General features: G+C 71.3%; 17 protein-coding genes. 4 read left to right on the plus strand and 13 right to left on the minus strand.

Features of this window, described 5'->3' with window-relative positions:
* Nucleotides 1-3: 3 nt before the first annotated feature.
* The 8 genes from hpnH to FHU35_RS14620 form a co-directional block, all read right to left on the minus strand.
* A complete protein-coding gene (hpnH, locus tag FHU35_RS14585; RefSeq protein WP_145739593.1) occupies nucleotides 4-1005 on the minus strand; it encodes an adenosyl-hopene transferase HpnH in 1002 nt (333 codons plus the stop codon).
* A gap of 2 nt (nucleotides 1006-1007) precedes the next feature.
* On the minus strand, nucleotides 1008-1667 hold the full coding sequence (locus FHU35_RS14590; RefSeq protein ID WP_145739595.1) for a phosphorylase family protein: 660 nt from the start codon (nucleotides 1665-1667) through the stop codon (nucleotides 1008-1010).
* A 1-nt stretch (nucleotide 1668) separates the two neighbouring features.
* Nucleotides 1669-3558, minus strand: coding sequence for a squalene--hopene cyclase (shc, locus tag FHU35_RS14595; protein ID WP_222429398.1), 1890 nt, complete (start codon nucleotides 3556-3558; stop codon nucleotides 1669-1671).
* Between the two features lie 47 nt (nucleotides 3559-3605).
* Nucleotides 3606-4613: a polyprenyl synthetase family protein gene (locus FHU35_RS14600; RefSeq protein WP_145739600.1), complete on the minus strand. Its 1008-nt coding sequence runs from the start codon at nucleotides 4611-4613 to the stop codon at nucleotides 3606-3608.
* Entirely contained in the window at nucleotides 4610-5968 is a 1359-nt protein-coding gene (gene hpnE / locus FHU35_RS14605; RefSeq protein WP_281290239.1) for a hydroxysqualene dehydroxylase HpnE, read from the minus strand. The genes FHU35_RS14600 and hpnE overlap by 4 nt, the downstream gene beginning before the upstream one ends.
* Nucleotides 5965-6861, minus strand: coding sequence for a presqualene diphosphate synthase HpnD (gene hpnD / locus FHU35_RS14610; RefSeq protein WP_145739604.1), 897 nt, complete (start codon nucleotides 6859-6861; stop codon nucleotides 5965-5967). The genes hpnE and hpnD overlap by 4 nt, the downstream gene beginning before the upstream one ends.
* Nucleotides 6825-7733, minus strand: a complete 909-nt coding sequence (gene hpnC / locus FHU35_RS14615; RefSeq protein ID WP_145739606.1) for a squalene synthase HpnC — start codon at nucleotides 7731-7733, stop codon at nucleotides 6825-6827. Before hpnC ends, hpnD begins: the two co-directional genes overlap by 37 nt.
* Before the next feature lie 377 nt (nucleotides 7734-8110).
* On the minus strand, nucleotides 8111-9304 hold the full coding sequence (locus tag FHU35_RS14620; protein ID WP_145739608.1) for a dipeptidase: 1194 nt from the start codon (nucleotides 9302-9304) through the stop codon (nucleotides 8111-8113).
* A 128-nt stretch (nucleotides 9305-9432) separates the two neighbouring features.
* Here FHU35_RS14620 and FHU35_RS14625 point away from each other — a divergent pair, with 128 nt between their 5' ends.
* Entirely contained in the window at nucleotides 9433-9630 is a 198-nt protein-coding gene (locus FHU35_RS14625) for a hypothetical protein (protein WP_145739611.1), read from the plus strand.
* A gap of 4 nt (nucleotides 9631-9634) precedes the next feature.
* Here FHU35_RS14625 and FHU35_RS14630 read toward each other — a convergent pair whose 3' ends face one another.
* From FHU35_RS14630 to FHU35_RS14640, 3 genes are read right to left on the minus strand one after another with little or no spacing between them, the layout of a single operon-like run.
* The gene (locus FHU35_RS14630; protein ID WP_145739613.1) at nucleotides 9635-10447 is read right to left on the minus strand and encodes an ATP-binding cassette domain-containing protein; all 813 of its coding nucleotides are present in this window, start codon (nucleotides 10445-10447) and stop codon (nucleotides 9635-9637) included.
* On the minus strand, nucleotides 10444-11451 hold the full coding sequence (locus tag FHU35_RS14635; RefSeq protein WP_425474131.1) for an ABC transporter permease: 1008 nt from the start codon (nucleotides 11449-11451) through the stop codon (nucleotides 10444-10446). Before FHU35_RS14635 ends, FHU35_RS14630 begins: the two co-directional genes overlap by 4 nt.
* The gene (locus FHU35_RS14640; RefSeq protein WP_145739615.1) at nucleotides 11418-12425 is read right to left on the minus strand and encodes a substrate-binding domain-containing protein; all 1008 of its coding nucleotides are present in this window, start codon (nucleotides 12423-12425) and stop codon (nucleotides 11418-11420) included. The genes FHU35_RS14635 and FHU35_RS14640 overlap by 34 nt, the downstream gene beginning before the upstream one ends.
* 241 nt (nucleotides 12426-12666) lie before the next feature.
* On the opposite strand from FHU35_RS14640, the gene FHU35_RS14645 reads away from it, so the two are divergent.
* Together FHU35_RS14645 and FHU35_RS14650 are read left to right on the plus strand one after the other, a co-directional pair.
* A complete protein-coding gene (locus FHU35_RS14645; RefSeq protein WP_145739617.1) occupies nucleotides 12667-13758 on the plus strand; it encodes a sensor histidine kinase in 1092 nt (363 codons plus the stop codon).
* Entirely contained in the window at nucleotides 13755-14408 is a 654-nt protein-coding gene (locus FHU35_RS14650) for a response regulator (protein ID WP_145739619.1), read from the plus strand. Before FHU35_RS14645 ends, FHU35_RS14650 begins: the two co-directional genes overlap by 4 nt.
* A gap of 1 nt (nucleotide 14409) precedes the next feature.
* On the opposite strand, the gene FHU35_RS14655 is transcribed toward FHU35_RS14650, so the two are convergent.
* Complete coding sequence (locus tag FHU35_RS14655) at nucleotides 14410-15828, minus strand: serine/threonine-protein kinase (RefSeq protein ID WP_246110297.1); 1419 nt, start codon at nucleotides 15826-15828, stop codon at nucleotides 14410-14412.
* A gap of 211 nt (nucleotides 15829-16039) precedes the next feature.
* Here FHU35_RS14655 and FHU35_RS14660 point away from each other — a divergent pair, with 211 nt between their 5' ends.
* Nucleotides 16040-17233, plus strand: coding sequence for a cytochrome P450 (locus FHU35_RS14660; protein WP_145739623.1), 1194 nt, complete (start codon nucleotides 16040-16042; stop codon nucleotides 17231-17233).
* A 77-nt stretch (nucleotides 17234-17310) separates the two neighbouring features.
* Here the strand turns inward: FHU35_RS14660 and FHU35_RS14665 are convergent, their stop codons facing one another.
* Nucleotides 17311-17910, minus strand: a complete 600-nt coding sequence (locus FHU35_RS14665) for a cadmium resistance transporter (RefSeq protein WP_145739625.1) — start codon at nucleotides 17908-17910, stop codon at nucleotides 17311-17313.
* Nucleotides 17911-17979: the final 69 nt, after the last annotated feature.

Here is a 17979-nt window from a genome sequence, read left to right on the forward strand (position 1 = left end):
TGGTCAGCTGCGCACCGCGCGCAGCGATTCGCGCAGCGAGCCCATCGTCGCCAGCACCGAGGTCGGCTCGTAGCCGCAGTGGGCCATGCAGTTCGCGCAGCGGGGGTCGTTCCCGCGCCCGTAGGCGTCCCAGTCGGTGTCCTCCAGCAGCTCCTCGTAGGAACTCGCGTACCCGTCGCTCATCAGGTAGCAGGGCCGCTGCCAGCCGTAGAGCGAGTAGGAGGGGATGGCCCACGCGGTGCAGGCGAAGTCGACCTCTCCTTCGAGGAAGTCCAGGAACAGCGGCGAGTGGTTGAAGCGCCACCTCTTGCGCCGCCCGTCGCCGAAGACCTTCTTGAACAGCTCGCGCGTTTCGGAGACCCCGAGGAAGTGCTCCTGATCCGGTGCCTTGTCGTAGGCGTAGGCCGGGGACAGCATCATCTGGTCGACCTTCAGGTCGTTGTTGAGGTAGTCGAGCACCTCGATGACCGACTGCGGAGTGTCGGTGGTGAAGAACGTCGAGTTCGTGGTGATCCGGAAACCCCGGCGCTGCGCGTCCTTGACGTTGTCGACGGCTTGGGCGAAGACGCCCTTCTTGCACACCGAGGCGTCGTGGCGCTCCTCCAGGCCGTCGATGTGCACCGCGAAGGAGAAGTAGGGCGACGGCTCGAACTTCTCGATCTTGCGTGGCATCAGCAGCGCGTTGGTGCACAGGTAGACGAACTTCTTGCGCTTGACCAGCTCCTTGACCAGCACCTCGATCTCGGGGTGCATCAGCGGCTCGCCTCCGGCGATGGACACCACCGGGGCGCCGCACTCCTCGACCGCCGCCAGCGCCTGCTCGACCGGCATCCGCTGCTTGAGCACGCTCGCCGGGTGCTGGATCTTGCCGCACCCGGCGCAGGCGAGGTTGCAGGCGAACAGCGGCTCCAGCTCGAGGGTCAGCGCGAACTTCTCGCGCCGGGCCAGCTTCTGCTTCATCAGGTACGCACCGACGCGAACCGCCTGGCGCACTGGAATGCCCATCGCTACAACGCCTCCTCACAGGTCGTGCGAACTTCCGGCGGGATGTGACGACCCCACCGCCGCAGGCAGGAGCCCACGGCGTGCAGCCGCGCAAGCCCCGACAGGGCTCGGCGGGCCGTGCCGGGCCGCAGCAGCGGGTGCTGCCGGGTGTCGACCACGACTCGCACGACCGCCAGCGGTCGGTGCCCGGCGGCCTGGGCGAGCACGGCCGATTCCATGTCCACGGCCAGCGCCCCGGTCGCGGCGAGGTCGGCGCGGCGCTGACCGCGCACCAGTGCCTCGGTGGTCACGACGGGCCCGCAGCGCACCGGGAACCCGCTGCGCGCGAGCTCGGCGGCCAGAGACCGGGCCGTGTCGCAGCGCAGCACCTCGTGACGCCCGCGCACCTCGTCGGCGACGATCACGTCCCCGCTTCGCACCTCCGGCGCCAGCCCGCCCGCCAGTCCTGCGACCACGAGCACGTCGAAGTCGGCGGCCAGCAGCCGGACCGCGCTCTCCGCGCTGCGGCGCGGCCCGTACCCCGTGCGGCGCACGGTCACCGAATCGGCGCCGAGACCGGTGGTGCGCAGCGGTTCCTGGGCGGAGGCGACTCCCCCGGCAGCGGAACGCAGCGCACTGGCCTCCAGTCGCATCGGCGCGCAGATCAGCATCCTCGTCGACATGTCACTCCCCGTCCCGCAGGTAGCGCCCGAGCGCCGTCAGCGGGAAGATCACCCGGTACAGGTGGTAGTTGATGTAGAAGTCCCCCGGGAACCCGGTTCCGGTGAACTCCGGTTCGTCCCAGCCACCGTCGGCGCGCTGGCTGCGGGCCAGGTAGCCGACTCCGCGGCGCACCGCGTCGGTGTCGTGCTTTCCCATCGCCAGCAGCGCCATCAGCGCCCACCCGGTCTGAGAAGCCGTCGAGTTCCCGCGGCCGATCCACTGCGGATCGTCGTAGGAGCGCAGGTCCTCGCCCCAACCGCCGTCGTCGTTCTGGTGGTTCTCCAGCCAGCGCACGGCATCCCGCAGCGCCCGGTGCTGGCGATCCACTCCGGACGCGACCAGCGCGGGCACGACGGCGCCGGTGCCGTAGACGTGGTTGGCGCCCCACCGCCCGAACCACGACCCATCGCGCTCCTGGTTGGCCAGCAACCACTTCACGCCGCCGCGCAGCACCGCGTCGTCCTCGCCGAGCACGGCGAGCGCCTCGACGACGTGCGCGGTCACGTCCGCCGACGGCGGGTCGATGACCGCGCCGAAGTCGCAGAACGGCAGCTTGGTCACCAGTTGCCGCGTGTTGTCGGCGTCGAACGCGGCCCAGCCGCCGTCGGAGGAGCACATGCCGCGCAGCCACCGCAGACCGCGCTCGATGGCTCGCCGCACGGCGGCTGGGTCGGTGTGCTCGACCCGGTTGAGCGCGAGCAGCACCTCGGCGGTGTCGTCGATGTCGGGGTAGCCGTCGTTGTCGAACTCGAACGCCCAGCCTCCGCCCGCGGGCAGGGACGGGCGCTTGACCGACCAGTCGCCCTTGACCCGGATCTCCTCGGTGAGCAGGAAGTCGGTCGCGCGCCGCAGCGCCGGGTGGTCGGCGGGCACGCCCGCGTCGCGCAGCGCCTGCATCCCCAGCACCGTGTCCCACACCGGCGACTGGCAGGCCTCCAGCCTGCGGACCGTTCCCCCGTCGGTCTGCTCGCGGATCAGGAACCGCTCCAGCCCGGCGAGCCCGTGGGCGATCACCGGGTGGTCCAGGGAGTAGCCGAGCAGGTGCAGCGCGAGGATCGAGTACACCCACGGCGGCTGGATCCCGCCCCACGATCCGTCGGCTTCCTGGCGGGCGACGATCCACTCCGCGGCGCGCAGCATCGCGTGCTTGCGCAGCGATCTCACCGGACGCCGGTGGTAGCGGTGCAGGACGCGGTCGAGGGTGTGGAAGCCGTAGGCCCAGGACCACTCGCGGATCGGGCGCACCGCGGGGCGCCCGGTGCGCAGTTCGCGCACGTCGGTGCCCAGGTCGCGTTGCGGACGCAACGTGCAGACCACGGTCAGCGGCACCACGGTCTGGCGGGCCCAGGACGCCCAGTCGGAGACGTTGAGCGGGCACCACGTCGGCAGCAGCACGACTTCCGGTGGCATCGCGGGCAGGTCGTCCCAGGACCACTCGCCGAACATCGCCAGCCAGATCCGGGTGAACACCCGGGTCTCCTCGATGCCCCCGTGGGCCAGGATCCACTCGCGCGCCTCGCGCATGTGCGCGGAATCGGCGTCGTCTCCGGCGAGCTTGAGCGCGGTGTAGGCCTCGACGGTCGTCGACAGGTCCCCGGGTCCGCCGTGGAAGGTCGCCCACGTCCCGTCCTCGCGCTGCTGGGATCGGATCCAGCGCGCCGCCTGCGCGGTCTCGGAGGCGGTCCGGATGCCGAGGAACTGCCGCAGCAGCAGGTCTTCGACGTCCATGGTCACGTTGGTGGCCAGCTCGCCCTTCCACCAGCCCTCCGGGCTCTGCAACGACAGCAGGTGGTCGCGGGCGGCCAACGCCGCCGTGCGGGCGTCGGCTCGCGCCGATCCCTGAGTGGGGATCTGCGCGGCAGTGGCGGCCGGACTGGTGGACTTCTGCAGCTGTTCCGTCACAGCTTCCTCCGTACGATGAATTCGGCGAGCTCTCCCAGTGCCGCGGTGTCCCCCAGCGATCCGGCCTCGAGCTGTGCCTCCGCGAGCTCGAGCCGACGCCGGCACTCCCGGCGCGTCCAGTCCTCGGAACCGGCGCGGCGCACCATTTCCGCGGCTTCGTGCAACTGCTCCTCGGTGAGCCGGTCGGGCTGCTCGTAGAGCTCCCACAACCGCTCCCCGGCCGCGGTGCCGGAGGTCAGGGCGTGCACCACCGGGACCGACTTCTTGCGGGTGCGCAGATCCGACAGCACCGGCTTGCCGGTGACGTCCGGGTCTCCCCACAGACCCAGCAGGTCGTCGACCAGCTGGAAGGCCATGCCCAGTTCGGTGCCGTAGGCGTGCAGGGCGCGGACGTTCTCGCGCGAGGCACCCGCGCTCAGCGGACCGAGGGAGCAGGCGCAGGCCAGCAGCGCGGCCGTCTTGTCGTGCGCCATGGACAGGCACTCGGTGAGCTCGACGTCGTTGCGGTGCTCGAAGTCGAGGTCGGCGGCCTGCCCGGCGATGAGCACGCGGGTGGTGGTCAGCAGCGAACGCACGGCCACCGAGGCGTGGGGCGCCGACGACTCCAGCAGCACCTCGGGCGCCACGGCCAGCAGCGCGTCACCGGCCAGGATCGCCGCCGGGGAGCCGAAGACCGTCCAGGCGGTGGGCCGGTGCCTGCGGGAGGCATCACCGTCCATCACGTCGTCGTGCAGCAGCGAGAAGTTGTGCACCAGTTCCACGGCCGCAGCGGCGGGAACGCCGTTCTCCGCCGAGCCGCAGGCGATCTCGCTGGCTGCCAGCACCATCGCCGGGCGGACGGCCTTGCCCCCGGCGTCGGTCGGCGCCCCGGCCGGGTCGACCCAGCCGAAGTGGTACTCGCTGACCCTGCGGGTGTCGGGGTCCAGTCGTGCCACCGCGGAGCGCAACGTGGGTTCCACCAGTTCCCGCGCGGTGCGCAGCGCGGGGGGCAGCAGCGTCGTCATGCCGTCACCTCCACGCTCGCCCGAGATCGTTGCTGGGCGTCGACCACTTCCGCCGCTCGAATCCCGCTGCGGACCGCGCCTTCGGTGGTGTCCGGCCAGCCGGTGGCGGTCCAAGCGCCGGCGAGCACGAGTCCCGGCACGCTGGTGCTCGCAGCAGGCCGGTAGGCCGCGGTGCCCGGTGCCTGCCGGAACGTGGCGTGGGGTTCGCGGGTGACGAAGAAGTCCAGCAGCCGGGCGCGGGCGACCGCCGGGAACAGCTCGCGCAGCGCCGGCAGGAAGATCTCGCGCAGGTCCTCGGTGCGCATCCCGAGCTCCTGCTGCGCGGCCGACTGCGACAGCGCGAGGTACTGCCCGCGGCCCGCACCGGAGATTCGGGTGCGGTCGAAGACCCACTGCACGGGCGAGTCGAGCACTGCGGCCATCTCGAGGTCGGTGACCGCGCGATCGAAGTGCGCGTGCACGTTGACGATCGGCGAGGCCGACAGCCGGGACCACTCCCCCGCACCGCGGATCGGCAGTTCGTCGACGAGCCCCGCTGCCGCCGGGTGCGGTGTGGCGACCACGACGGAGTCCGCGGTGATCACCCCGTCACCGGTCTGCTCTTCGACGGGGACCTGGAATCCCTCCGGTGCGCGGCGAATCGCCCGCGCCTTGCACCGGACCCGGACCTCCACGCCCGCAGCCTCCAGCGCGCGCTGCCCGGCAGCCCCGTGCAGTTCGGAGAGCGGTCGCTGCGGGATCCCGATGTCGCAGGCCTCGGTCTCGTCGAGCACTCCGGTGCGGAACACCTTGGCGGCCAAGGCCATCGAGGCGTTGTCGGGTTCGGCGTTGAGCGCCGCCACCGCCAGCAGGCCCCACAGCGCGTCGACTGCGCGCGGGCTCTCCCGCCGCGCCCGCAGCCACTGGCCGAGGCTCTGCTGGTCCAGTGCGGGATCTTCCGGGTCCAGCCCGCGCAGCGCGAGCGCCGTGCGGGTGACCCGGAGCCGCTGCGCCCAGCTCAACCGCCGGTACTTCAGCAGCGCGGGTGCCAGGTGCGCGGGCGCGGGAAGGTTCCGGCGTGCCAGCGTCGCGGGTACCGCATCGGGGCTGAGCACCGGCACGCGGAAGGGCCGCAGGAGCACGCCGTCGGCCACTCCGAACCTGCGCAGCAGGTCGAGGTAGGCGGTGTAGCAGCGCAGCAGCACGTGCTGGCCGGTGTCGACCAGCAGGTCGCCGCGCGCGAACGAGTAGGTGGCGCCGCCGAGCCTGGGACGCGCCTCCAGGAGTTGCACCGCGTACCCGCGTTCGCGGCAGTCCAGCGCTGCGGTCATGCCGGCGAGCCCGCCGCCGACGACCACCACGCGCTCGCGATTCACGGTGTCATCCCGGCCAGCGAACGGGCCGCGACCCCTGCCTTGCGCCATCCCGACAGCGAAGTGCGCTGGTGCATCGCGGCGTTGGGGTTGGTGGCGATGCGCACCAGCAGCTCGTGGTAGATCCCGGCCATCGACGCGCAGCAGGCGCGCGAGCGCCGATCCAGCATGGGCAGCAGCCGGAACCCCTCGACGTACCAGCGCTCGGCGCGCGCGGCCTGGAAGCGCACCAGCCGGTTCCAGCGCGCGGTGTCCTCGACGAAGCCGCTGCCCGGTTCCAAGTGAACCCCGAAGTGCGCGAGGTCGGACGCGGGCAGGTAGACGCGCCCGTCGAGCTGGTCCTCGCGGACGTCGCGCAGGATGTTGGTCAGCTGCAACGCGACGCCGAGCGCATCGGCCCGCTCCGTGGCGGTGGCCGGGTCGTCGGTGCCGAACACGCCCAGCGACAGCCTTCCGATGGAACCGGCCACGCAGCGGCAGTAGTGCAGCAGCTCCTCGAAGCTGGTGTAGCTCGTGCCGCGCACATCGGCTTCGCAACCGTCGATGAGCTCGTCGAAAGCCCCCATCGGCAACGGCATCCGGTTCGCGGCGTCGGCCAGCGCGACCAGGACCGGGTCCGCCGAACCGGTGCTGGCCTGGTGCACGGCTTCGCGGCACTGCTTGAGCTCCCGCAGCTTCTCCTCCCGCGGCAGAGCACCGTCGCCCACGTCGTCCACTCGGCGAGCGAAGGCGTAGACCGCCGAGAGCGCGCCGCGCTTGGTCCCGGGCAGCAGCCGGATCCCGTAGGAGAAGTTGCGGGCCTGCTCGCGGGTGATCCGCTCGCACTCCTGGTAGGCATCCCGGATCGCGTTCGGTGAGCTCACCGAGTCCCTCCCATCGCCTGCAGCCGCGCCCATTCGCGGAAGGTGCGCGCCTTGCTCGGACTGACCTGCGCGGTCAGCGGATCGTGTCCGGCCGCCTCGAACGCGGCGACGGTGGCGAGCCCGCCCGCGACGTAGCCGGCGACGGCCACCCGGGCCGTTCCCGACAGGGCTCCGACCAGCACGCTGCCATCGCGCAGCATCCGGCGCGCGCGGGAGACCTCGAAGCGCACCAGTCCGCGCAGCGCCGTCGAGGCGCGCGGCGCGACGAGGTCCTGCTCGTCGCAGCCGTAGCGGGCCATGTCGTCGGCGGGAACGTAGATGCGCCCGGCCCGGTGGTCCTCGGCGAGGTCCTGCATGTGCTCCAGGATCTGCAGGGCGGTGCAGATCTTGTCCGACAGCGCGATCAGCCCCTCCTCCGCGCGGCCGAACACGTGCAGCACCGACTCCCCCACCGGGTTCGCCGACAGCGCGCAGTTCTCCAGCAGCTCGCCGAAGTCGGCGCAGCGCTTGACGTGCTGATCCCGGCGGTTGGCCTCGATCAGCTTGACCAACGTGGACATCGGGATCGCGCACTCGGTGACGGTGGGGTGCAGCGCCTGCATGGCGGGGATGCGCGCGGTGCCCAGGTAGGCGCGTGCGAGGTCGTGCTCGAGGAAGTCCAGGAGGGCGTCGCGGTTCCCGGGCGCTTCGTCACCGGCGTAGTCGACGAGCCGGAAGTAGCCGTAGAGCGCGTGCAGGTGCTCGCGGACACCACCGGGCAGGACGCGTGATGCCACCGGGAAGTTCTCCGAACGCATTCGTGCCAGCAGGGCCGCGGTGCGCGGTAGCTCGCCCGAGCGCGCCGATCCCTGCGGGTGTTCGGGATCCTCTCCGGACAGCGTCTCGTCCGGCAACGACAAGACCATCGGTCCTCCTCCTATTCACCGGCCAGGAGGCGCAATCGGCATCGTATGAGCGCCCCTGCGGCACCGCAGGACGAACGAGGAACCACATGAATCACGGTGATTCGCGCCGGTGTTCGACCACACGCCTTCTCCCCGGTTCCATATTGGACACCGGGGCCGCGCGGCCCGCGCAGACCCGCCCGCAGGTGGCCGGATCGAGTGGCCGATCCTGACCACATTGGACTAGTCGACTACCGAGTGCGACGGCGGGCAGGGGCCCGGCAGGGTCCGGAGTCACCGGGTCGGCGCAGTGCGAGACGGCGCCGCGAAGGAGTGCGGCCCACGCCCCGAGGACGGGCGTGGGCAGGAGGCCCGGTGACGACCACCGGGCGCGAGGGTCAGCCGTCCAGCTGTTCGATGGTGGCGATCGACGGCGCTTCGCTGCGCTGCAGCTCCGCCGCGACGCTCTCCGCGTCGCGCAGCACCCTGACGGCGTTGTGCCAGGTCAGCTTGCCGAGGTCGGCTTCCGACCAGCCGCGGCGCAGCAGCTCACCGATGAGGTTGGGGTAGCCGGAGACGTCGTTGAGGTCCTCCGGCAGGAAGATCGTGCCGTCGTAGTCGCCGCCGACGCCGATGTGATCGATCCCGGCGACCTCGCGCATGTGGTCGAGGTGGTCGGCCACCGTCGCCGAGGTGGCCACCGGCTGCGGGTTGGCCTCCTCGAACTCGCGCAGCACGGCCTTGGCCTCGTCCGTGCCCGACAGGTCGCTGAGCCCGCGGGCCACGAGCTCGCGCTGTGCGGCCGCGGTCCACTCCACCGACTCCTGCAGCACGAACTTGGTCACGAAGGTCGCCATCGCCACGCCGCCGTTGCCGGGCAGCTGGGCGAGGACGTCGTCGGGGATGTTGCGCGGGTGGGAGCACACCGCGCGCGAGGAGGAGTGGGAGAACACCACCGGGGCCCGGCTGGCGCGCAGGGCGTCCCGCATGGTGTCGGCGGCGACGTGCGAGAGGTCGACGAGCATGCCCATCCGGTTCATCTCGCGGACGACCTCGACGCCGAAGCGGGTCAGGCCGTGGGCCGCGGGCTCGTCGGTGGCCGCGTCCGCCCACGGGGTGTTGTCGTTGTGGGTCAGCGTCAGGTACCGGACGCCCAGCTCGTAGAAGGCGCGCAGCGTGGCCAGCGAGCAGTTGATCGAGTGCCCGCCCTCGGCGCCCATCAGCGAGGCGATCTTGCCCGCCGCCCGAGCCGCCTCGACCTCGTCGGCGGTCCGGACCAGGCGCAACCGCTCCGGGTAGCGGGCCGCGAGGGCGTTGACGCAGTCGATCTGCTCGAGGGTGGCGCTCACGGCGGCATCGCCCTGCAGCTCGGTGGGCACGTAGACCGACCAGAACTGCCCGCCGACGCCACCCGCGTCCAGCCGGGCGAGATCGGTGTGCAGGCGACCGGTCTGGTCGGTGCCGATGTCGCGCTGATCGAGGTCGTAGCGGACCTGCTCCCGCAACGCCCAGGGCAGGTCGTTGTGGCCGTCGAGCACCGGCGTCGCCTCGAGCAGCTGCCGCGCCCGGGCCACCACGTCCGCCTCGCTCATCGCGCCTCCCCAATTCACCCGGTCGGTTGCTTTCGGAGAGCATATCCGCTCGAGATCACCCGACCAGGGGCGTGTGGCACGCCGTAGATCGAATCGACGAATCGGGCATCCGGCCGCACCATCGGCATATGGAGCGAATTCCCAGGCAGCAGGACACCAGCAACCTCCCCACGGTGCTGGCCGAGTACGGGCACCTCGCAGCGCAACTCCCGGGTGCCTCGACCCAGCAGGCCGAGCGGTTGCGCGCGCGGTTGAGCGAGCTGGACGAGCAGATCGACGACTACGTGGCGCGCCTGACCGAATATCACTCCATTGTGGATAGTTGACCGGTCAGCGGTCCGGGCCGGTGCGCCGAGCACCCGAGACCGCTCGCAGCGCTCCGTCCTGCCCTGGCTCCAACGCTCCGGTGATCAACCCGACGACCTGGCTCATGTCGTGCGACCGCGGCGAGACGACGGCTGCGCGCTTGCCGAGCCGGTGCACGTGGATGCGGTCGGCGATGTCGAACACGTGCGGCATGTTGTGGCTGATCAGCACGACCGGCAGCCCCCTCGCGCGGATCCGGTCGATGAGTTCCAGGACCTTGCCCGCCTCGGCCACGCCCAGCGCCGCGGTGGGCTCGTCCATGATGACGGCCTTGCTGCCGAACGCGGCCGCACGCGCCACCGCGACGCCCTGGCGCTGACCGCCCGAGAGCGTTTCCACGGGCTGCGCGATCGACTTGACCTGGACGCCCAGCTCATCGAGCACCCGCTGCGCCTCGGCCCGCATCGCAGCCCGATCGACCGCGCGCAGCACGCTCCCCAGCGCCCCCGCACGACGGCGCTCGCGGCCGAGGAACATGTTGGCGGCGATGTCCTGCGCCGGGGCGAGCGCGAGATCCTGGTGGACGGTCTCGATGCCGCAGCGACGCGCGTCCAGCGGACTCCGGAACCGCACCGGCTCACCGTCCACGCGGATCTCACCGGCATCGGGGATGAGCGCTCCCGAGAGCGCCTTGATCAGGCTGGTCTTGCCCGCCCCGTTGTCGCCGACCACCGCCAGCACCTCCCCGGGGAAGACCTCGAAGTCCGCGCCGTCGATGGCGGTGACCCGCCCGTAGCGCTTGAGGAGTCCTGCGGCCGACAGCGTGGGCGTGGTCATCGTTGCCTCCTGGCCAGCCGGTCGAGCACGACCGCGGCGATCACCAGCGCGCCGGTCGCCACGTCCTGGTAGAGCGCGTCGACGCCGAGCTGGGTGAGCCCGGAGCGCAGCACCGCCACGATCAGCGCGCCCATCAGGGTTCCCAGCACCGATCCCCGGCCGCCGAACAGGCTCGTGCCGCCGAGCACCACGGCGGTGATGGAATCGAGGTTGCCCAGCTGGTAGGCGTTCGGATCGGCGTTGGGCACCCGCCCGAGCGCCTGCCAGGCGGCGATCCCGAAGATCACGCCGGCCACGAGGTACACCGACAGCAGCGTGCGGTTGACCTTGACGCCCGACAACCGCGCCGCCTCCGGGGCGTTGCCGACCGCGTAGACGTGCCTGCCCCACGCGGTTCGGGTCAGCGCGTACCAGACCACCAGGTACAGCAGGAGGGCGAGCGTCATCCCGTAGGTGATCTCGATGCCCCCGAACAGGTAACGGCGAGTGCCCAGGAAGGTCAGCAGCCCGTCGCCGGTGGGCACGGCTTCGCCGTCGGCGAGCAGTTTCGCGATGGCGGTGAGCATGGTCAGCGCGCCCAGCGTCACGATGAACGGCGGCAGCCTGACCTGGGTGACCAGCGCGCCGATCATCAGCCCGATCAGCGCGGTGGTGGCGATGCCGGCGGGCAGAGCGAGGATCCCGGGAACCCCGGCGAGCACCAGCAGCGCCATCACCAGGGTCGCCACCACCGCGGCCGAGGCGTTGGCGAGGTCGATGCCGCCGGTGAGGATGATCAGGGTCTGGCCCAGCGCCAGCGTGCCGATGACCAGCGATTGCTGGACCACCAGCGACAGGTTGTCGGCGTCGAGGAACGTGTCGGTGGACAGCGAGAACACCGCGATCGCCAGCAGCAGCGCCAGCGCGGGCCCGACCGCCGGTGCGCGCAGCAGGAATTCGCGTGCGCTGACGCGCTCGTCGGCCGCAGCCGTCACCGGTCGCCCCAGCAGTGCTGCTCGCCCCACGCGACGGACTGGCTGGGGATGCCGGGCATCGGCTGGTCGGTGATGACCACGGACCCGGTGTCCTGGAAGCCGCCGGGCTTGGTTCCGGTGCGGGCGTGCTCCACCGCGGCGTCCACGCCCAGCTGCGCCATCTTGGCCGGGAACTGCATGATCGTCGCGCGGATCTGCCCGGACCTGACCGCCGCGACGCCTTCGCAGCCGCCGTCGATGGAGGCCATCACGACCTGGTCCGCGAGACCGCGCGGTTGCAGCGCCGCGTGCACGCCGCGCGCGGTGGGTTCGTTCATCGTGTAGACGGTGTTGATGTCGTTGCTGCGCGCCAGGAGGTTCTCGGCTCCCTGCTGCGCGAGGTTCTGGTCGCCGTTGGCGTTGGTGGTGCCGCGGATCTCCGGCGCGCCGTCGGCCAGGCCCATCCCGGCGAGGAACCCCGCGTGCCGCAGGGTGCTCACCGAGACCCCTGCTGTGCCGTCGACCATCAGAACCTTCGGGGCCTGCCCGCCGAGCGCGGCCTTGGCGTAGGCGCCCTGCAGGCGACCTGCCTCGAAGTTGTCGGTGGCGAAGGTGGCTTCGGCGGCCTCGGCCGGTTCGGTGGGCGTGTCCAGCGCGATCACCAGGATGCCCGCTTGTTCGGCGCGGGCGAGCGCGTCGGTGACGCCGCTGGAGGAGTTGGGCGTGATGAGGATGGTGCTCACGCCCTGCTGGATGAAGTTCTCGATGGCCCGCACTTGGCCGTCGTTGTCGCCGTCGAACTGCCCGGCCAGGCTGAGGATTTCGGCGTTCTTGGCGGACGCGGCGGCTTCGGCCTCGGTCCGCAGTCCCACGAAGTAGGGGTTCGTGTCGGTCTTGGTGATCAACCCGATCTTGGCGGCACCGCCGGCCGGCGCGGCTCCCCCACCCCACTCGCGCTCCGCCGAACATCCGGTGGCGACCAGCGCCAATCCTGCCAGCACGACGCCCAAAGCCCTTGCGAACATGAGTCCTCCACACTGAGGCCGTTCGAAGACGCTCAGAGAGCATGCCCAGCCGAACGACTCCGCAACTCCCCCGTTCGGCTGCCGTCACCTCCTCCTCGCCGGGACCGGCACGTTCGGCCTCGAATTGATTTCACTCCGCACTGAACTTACCGATGTGCTTGAACGTACGCTTCGGTGCGTAGTCGCGATGTCCGCGCTGGGAGGACGCCCAAAAACGGCGCGGTCGGTGAGACTGGTGGGCATGGGTTGGTTGCGTCCTCGGGTCGGTGATGTGGGGCTGGCGCTGCTGGTGACGGCGATCGGGGTTGTCGGGACCGTCGCCGTCCACCGCTGGGCCGGGCACGGCGAGCACCGGCTGGACGGCCTCGGGATCGCCTTCGTCGTGGTCGCCGGGTTCGCGCTGGTGTGGCGGCGCAGGGTGCCGCTGGTGAGCCTCGGCGTCGTCGCCGTGGCGGTGTCCGGGTACCTGGTGGCCGGGTACCGGTACGGGCCGATACTGCTGATGCTGCTGGTCGCCGTGTACACCGCAGCCCGGCACCGACCCCCCAGGACGGCGGGCATCGCCGCCGGAGCCGCCCTGCTCCTGCTGTGGGCGCACGCGCTGGTCACCGGCAGCTGGGCCGGGTTGCTGCCCTCCTCGGCGTGGGTGCTGGTGCCGTTCGCGGCCGGGCTGGTGGCCCGGACGCAGGCGGAGGGCGTGGCGCGTCAGCGGTCGGAGGCGCTGCGGCGCAGCGTCGACGACGAACGGCTCCGCATCGCCCAGGAGGTCCACGACGTGGTGGGCCACGGGCTGGCGGCGATCAAGATGCAGGCCGACGTGGCGCTGCACGTGCTGCCGAAGAAGCCGGAGCAGGCCGAGATCGCGCTGAACGCGATCAGCCGCACCAGCAGTGATGCCCTCGACGAGCTCCGCTCCACCCTCGCGATGGTCCGCACCGGCACCGGCCGAGGACCCGAGCCCGGCCTGAGCCGGGCGCACGACCTCGTCAACCGGACCCGCGACGCCGGGGTGGACGTCTCACTGCGCGTGCGGGGCGAACGACCCGAGCTGCCGAAGTCCGTCGACCTCACCGGGTACCGGATACTGCAGGAGTCCCTGACCAACGTGCTCCGCCACAGCCACGAGCAGCGCGCCGAGGTCACGATCGACTACTCCCCGCAGGAGGTCGGCATCGAGATCACCAACCCCTCCCCCGCGTCCGCAGGTGGGGACGGCCTGGGCATTCCCGGGATGCGGCGCCGCGTCGAGGCGCTCGGCGGCGAGTTCGGCGCCGGTTCCTCCGGCGGCCGCTTCCGGGTGCGCGCCCGGCTGCCGATCGGAGAGCAGCCGTGACCACCGTGCTCATCGTCGACGACCAGGACCTCGTGCGCATCGGCCTGCGCACGCTCATCGAATCCGAGGACGACCTGGACTGCGCGGGTGAGGCCGCCGACGGCCTCGCCGCCGTCCGCGCCGCGCGCGAGCACCACCCCGACGTGGTGCTGATGGACGTCCGGATGTCCGGTGTGGACGGTCTGGAGGCGACTCGGCGCATCACCGCCGACCCGGACCTCGCCGGCACCAAGGTGCTCGTCCTGACCACCTTCGAGATCGACGAGTACGTCTTCAGCGCGCTGCGCGCCGGAGCCAGCGGATTCCTGCTCAAGGACACCAGCCCGGTGGAACTGCTGCGCGCGGTCCGCCTGGTCGCAGGCGGGGAGGCGCTGCTGGCCCCGTCGGCGACGCGGAAGCTGGTGCGCGAGTTCGTGCAGCTGGCTCCGCGCTCCCGCGAACCCCACCCGCAGCTGCACTCGCTCACCGACCGCGAGCGCGAAGTCCTGGCCCTCGTGGCGGAAGGCTTGAGCAACGAAGAGATCGCCGAACGCCTGGTGGTGAGCCCGGCGACGGCCCGAACCCACGTCAGCCGCGCGATGGTCAAGCTCGGCGCCCGCGACCGGGCCCAGCTGGTGGTGTTCGCCTACCAGTCCGGAGTGGTCGACTGACTCACTTGCCGATCGGCGTGTACTCCGACCACGGGGTGTTCGCGAGCTTCTTGTTCTCGTCCCACAGCTCCACCGCGATCCGGATCATGCCGTCCGGCTTGAGCTGGAGCTTGCACTCGACGTAGCCGCCCTCGCTGCTGCCGTCCCGGCACTCGGAGGTGTGGTGGTAGTCGGTCTGCGAGCGGATCTTGAGCCAGTACCCGTCCTTGTTGGTGTCCTTGACCGCGAGGTTGTCGCCGTCGGCGTTGAAGCACCCGTTGCCCCGTTCCTTGCCCTCGTAGCTCACCGTCTTGCACGTCCGCACCGCGTACGGCGGGCGTGAGGTGGTGGGCGCGGCCGACGTGGTCGGCTTGGGCGAGGTGGTCGGTTGACCGGAGGTGGCCGGGGTCGTGGGAGTCGACGGGGGCGCGCTCGTCGCGGGACTGCTCACCGGCGTCGAAGCGGGGATCGGGATCGGCGTCGCCTGTCCGCCAGTGGCCCCGGGCATCAGCGTCACCACGGCGGCGGTCACGCCGGCCACCGCTGCGACCGCGCCCACCGCCGCCAACGCCCACGGCCACCGCGACGTGCGCTTCTCGGGTTCAGACCCGGCACCCAGCGGCGCCGTGCCGCGGAGCGCCCGGCGAGCGGCTGCCGCGAGCTCCCCGGCGGAGGCGTAGCGATCGGCCGCGTTCTTGGCCATTCCGGTGGCCACCACCCGGTCGAACTCCGGCGGAACACCGGCCATCGCAGCCGACGGTTTCGGGGGTTCGCGGTTGAGGTGCGCGTAGATCAGCGCCTCGGTGCTGGTCACGCCGTAGGGCTTGGCACCGGTGAGGCACTGGTAGAGCACGCAGGCCAGCGAGTACACGTCGACCCGGTGATCGGACGGCGCGTCACCGAAGCGCTCGGGCGCCATGTAGGCGAGCGTGCCCATGGTGACGCTGCCCGAGGTCCGGCTGGTCGCGTCCTGGATGGACGCGGCGATGCCGAAGTCCACGAGGTAGGCGAAGCCACCGCCGCCGAGCAGCACGTTGGAGGGCTTCACGTCGCGGTGCACCACGCGCGCGGCGTGCGCGGCGTCGAGCGCCTGCGCGACCTGCTCGATCACGTGCACGACGTCGTGGGGGTGCATCGGGCCGTGGGCGTTGAGCCGCGCTCCGAGGTCCTCGCCCTCGACCAGCCGCATGTCCAGGTAGAGCCGGCCGTCGATCTCGCCGTAACCGTGGATGGGGATGACGTGCGGTTCGCTGAGGCGGCCCGCGGCGTGCGCCTCGCGCTTGAAGCGCTCGCGGAACTCCTGGTCAGCGGCCAGGTGCGGGGCCAGCAGCTTCAGCGCGACGACGCGGTCGTGGCGGGTGTCGTAGGCGCGCAGGATCTCGCCCATTCCTCCGCGGGCGATCACGCCCTCCACCCGGTACGGGCCGAACTGCGACTGCACGGTTGCTCCTCGTCCGACGTTGGCGGCCATCCTATTGGGTTACGCAGAGCGCACGGCACGCCCCACTCGCGATCTCCCGGACAGGGCTGCTCGCGGTGAAGTTTCCGCTACGAACCGACACCACCTGCTGCGCCGGGGGACGCGGTCCTGCTACCAAGATGAGGCAAGATCATGTTCTTCCACCGGCTCGGGGAAAGGACCGGTCCAGGAGATGTCGACGACCGACGACAGCGCGGACGCACGCAAGATCAAGCGCGGGGAGGACACCGGCGGATGCCCGGTGAGCCGCGATTCCGACGTGTGGCGGGTTCGCGGTCACGCCGCCGCCCGGGCGGCCCTGCGCAGCAACGACACGGTCCAGGCCGGGCTCGGCGTGGAGACCGTCGAGAAGATGCCCGGCAAGATCCGCCGGCCGGTCCTCTACCGCGACGGCCCGGAGCACCGCGAGCACCGCCGCCAGACCGCGAGGTACTTCACGCCCCGCAAGGTCGACGAGTCCTACCGCGCGATCATGGAGCGCGTCAGCGACGAGCAGCTCGCCAAGCTCACGGGCAACGGCACCGCCGTGCTCTCGGAGCTGAGCTTCGAGCTGGCGATCGGGGTGGCCTGCGCGGTCATCGGCCTGACGGAGAGCCGGCCCGGGCTGGCGGGACGGCTGGAGCGCTTCTTCCCCGAGGAGTTCGGCGAACCGGGCTTCACCAGCCTGCACGGCTGGTACTGGATCTACCGGCAGGCGGTGAACTGGGGCGGCATCTACTTCGCCGACGTGGTCCCCGCGGTGCGCGCCCGGCGCAAGAACCCGCAGGACGACCTCATCTCGCACCTGCTGGCCGACGGCTGCTCCTCGGCGGAGATCCTCGGCGAGTGCATCACGGTCGCGGCGGCGGGCATGGTCACCACCCGCGAGTTCGTGAACCTCGCCGCGTGGCACCTGTTCACCGACGACGCCCTGCGCGAGCGCTACCTCGAGGCCGAGGAGTCCGAGCGGCTGGCGCTCCTGCACGAGTTCCTGCGGCTGGAGCCGGTCGTCGCGAACTTGAAGCGCCGCACCACGGCTGACGTGGAGCTGCCCGGCGGAGACGGCGAGACGCACACCGTCCCGGCGGGCGAGGTCATCGACATCGACGTCACCAGCACGAACGCCGATGAGGCCGCGTTCGGCGGGAAGCCGTTGCAGGTGTGCCCGCACCGCGAGCTCACCGATGCCACGGCACCGGGGCTGTCGTTCAGCGACGGCCCGCACCGCTGCCCCGGCAACACCATCGCCATCCAGGAGACCGACGTGTTCCTGACCAGGCTGTTCGCCCTGCCCGGTGTCCGCTTGCAGACCCCGCCGAGGGTGTCGTTCAACGACGCCATCGGCGGCTACGAGCTCCGCGGCATGGTCGTCGCCGTCGGCGAATGACGCTGCGCGGGGGACGTTCCGGGACCAGCGGTTCTACCGGCAAGGACGAATCGCGGCCTGATGGGGCCTTCTGCGTCTCACAGGCCGAAGGCCCCGCCTTCGATCAGGATCACCAGGCCGATGCCGATCAGGACCACGGGCAGCACGATGTGCCCCCAGCGCGACAGGGAGCGGGCGATCACGGGCCGGGTGGCGAAGTACCGTCCCGCGGCACACCACACCGCCACCAGCAGCAAGAACACGACCGCGAACACGGCCAGGCCGCCTGAGCCGGCGGTGGCGAACACCGGCACGTAGACCCCGATGTTGTCCCCGCCGTTGGCGGCGGTCACCGCGGCGACCGCCCACGACGACGGGCCACCGCCCACGCTCGGAACCTCTTCGCCGTCCCCGTCATGGCGTTCGCGCCACGCCGACCAACCGGCGCGGATACCCAGCAGCAGCGGAAGCAACCCGAGGTACGGGACAGCCGCCTCGGGCAACAGACCAGCGCCAAGCGCACCGATGATCGCCGCAGCCAGGATCGCGCCGAAGCCCAGGTACTGCCCGGCCACAACCCGAACGGCACCCCCGGGATGACCAGCGGCCTGACCGAAGAACAGCGCCAGGATCACGATGTCATCGATGTTGGTCACCGCGAACATGCCCACGGCCTGCCCGACCAGCGTCAGCTCCACCGCACCCTTCCCGTCGCATTCGTCCGACGCGACGACCCTACGTGGTGGACGACGGCCGTGATCCGGTGC

Source organism: Saccharopolyspora dendranthemae (genome assembly GCF_007829955.1).
Classification (GTDB): domain Bacteria; phylum Actinomycetota; class Actinomycetes; order Mycobacteriales; family Pseudonocardiaceae; genus Saccharopolyspora; species Saccharopolyspora dendranthemae.

Coding starts and splice junctions, on each gene's coding strand:
- hpnH (WP_145739593.1), bottom strand. CDS start 1,005: ATGGGCATTCCAGTGCGCCAGGCGGTTCGCGTCGGTGCGTACCTGATG.
- FHU35_RS14590 (WP_145739595.1), bottom strand. CDS start 1,667: ATGTCGACGAGGATGCTGATCTGCGCGCCGATGCGACTGGAGGCCAGT.
- FHU35_RS14600 (WP_145739600.1), bottom strand. CDS start 4,613: ATGACGACGCTGCTGCCCCCCGCGCTGCGCACCGCGCGGGAACTGGTG.
- hpnD (WP_145739604.1), bottom strand. CDS start 6,861: ATGGGCGCGGCTGCAGGCGATGGGAGGGACTCGGTGAGCTCACCGAAC.
- hpnC (WP_145739606.1), bottom strand. CDS start 7,733: ATGGTCTTGTCGTTGCCGGACGAGACGCTGTCCGGAGAGGATCCCGAA.
- FHU35_RS14620 (WP_145739608.1), bottom strand. CDS start 9,304: ATGAGCGAGGCGGACGTGGTGGCCCGGGCGCGGCAGCTGCTCGAGGCG.
- FHU35_RS14625 (WP_145739611.1), top strand. CDS start 9,433: ATGGAGCGAATTCCCAGGCAGCAGGACACCAGCAACCTCCCCACGGTG.
- FHU35_RS14630 (WP_145739613.1), bottom strand. CDS start 10,447: ATGACCACGCCCACGCTGTCGGCCGCAGGACTCCTCAAGCGCTACGGG.
- FHU35_RS14640 (WP_145739615.1), bottom strand. CDS start 12,425: ATGTTCGCAAGGGCTTTGGGCGTCGTGCTGGCAGGATTGGCGCTGGTC.
- FHU35_RS14645 (WP_145739617.1), top strand. CDS start 12,667: ATGGGTTGGTTGCGTCCTCGGGTCGGTGATGTGGGGCTGGCGCTGCTG.
- FHU35_RS14660 (WP_145739623.1), top strand. CDS start 16,040: ATGTCGACGACCGACGACAGCGCGGACGCACGCAAGATCAAGCGCGGG.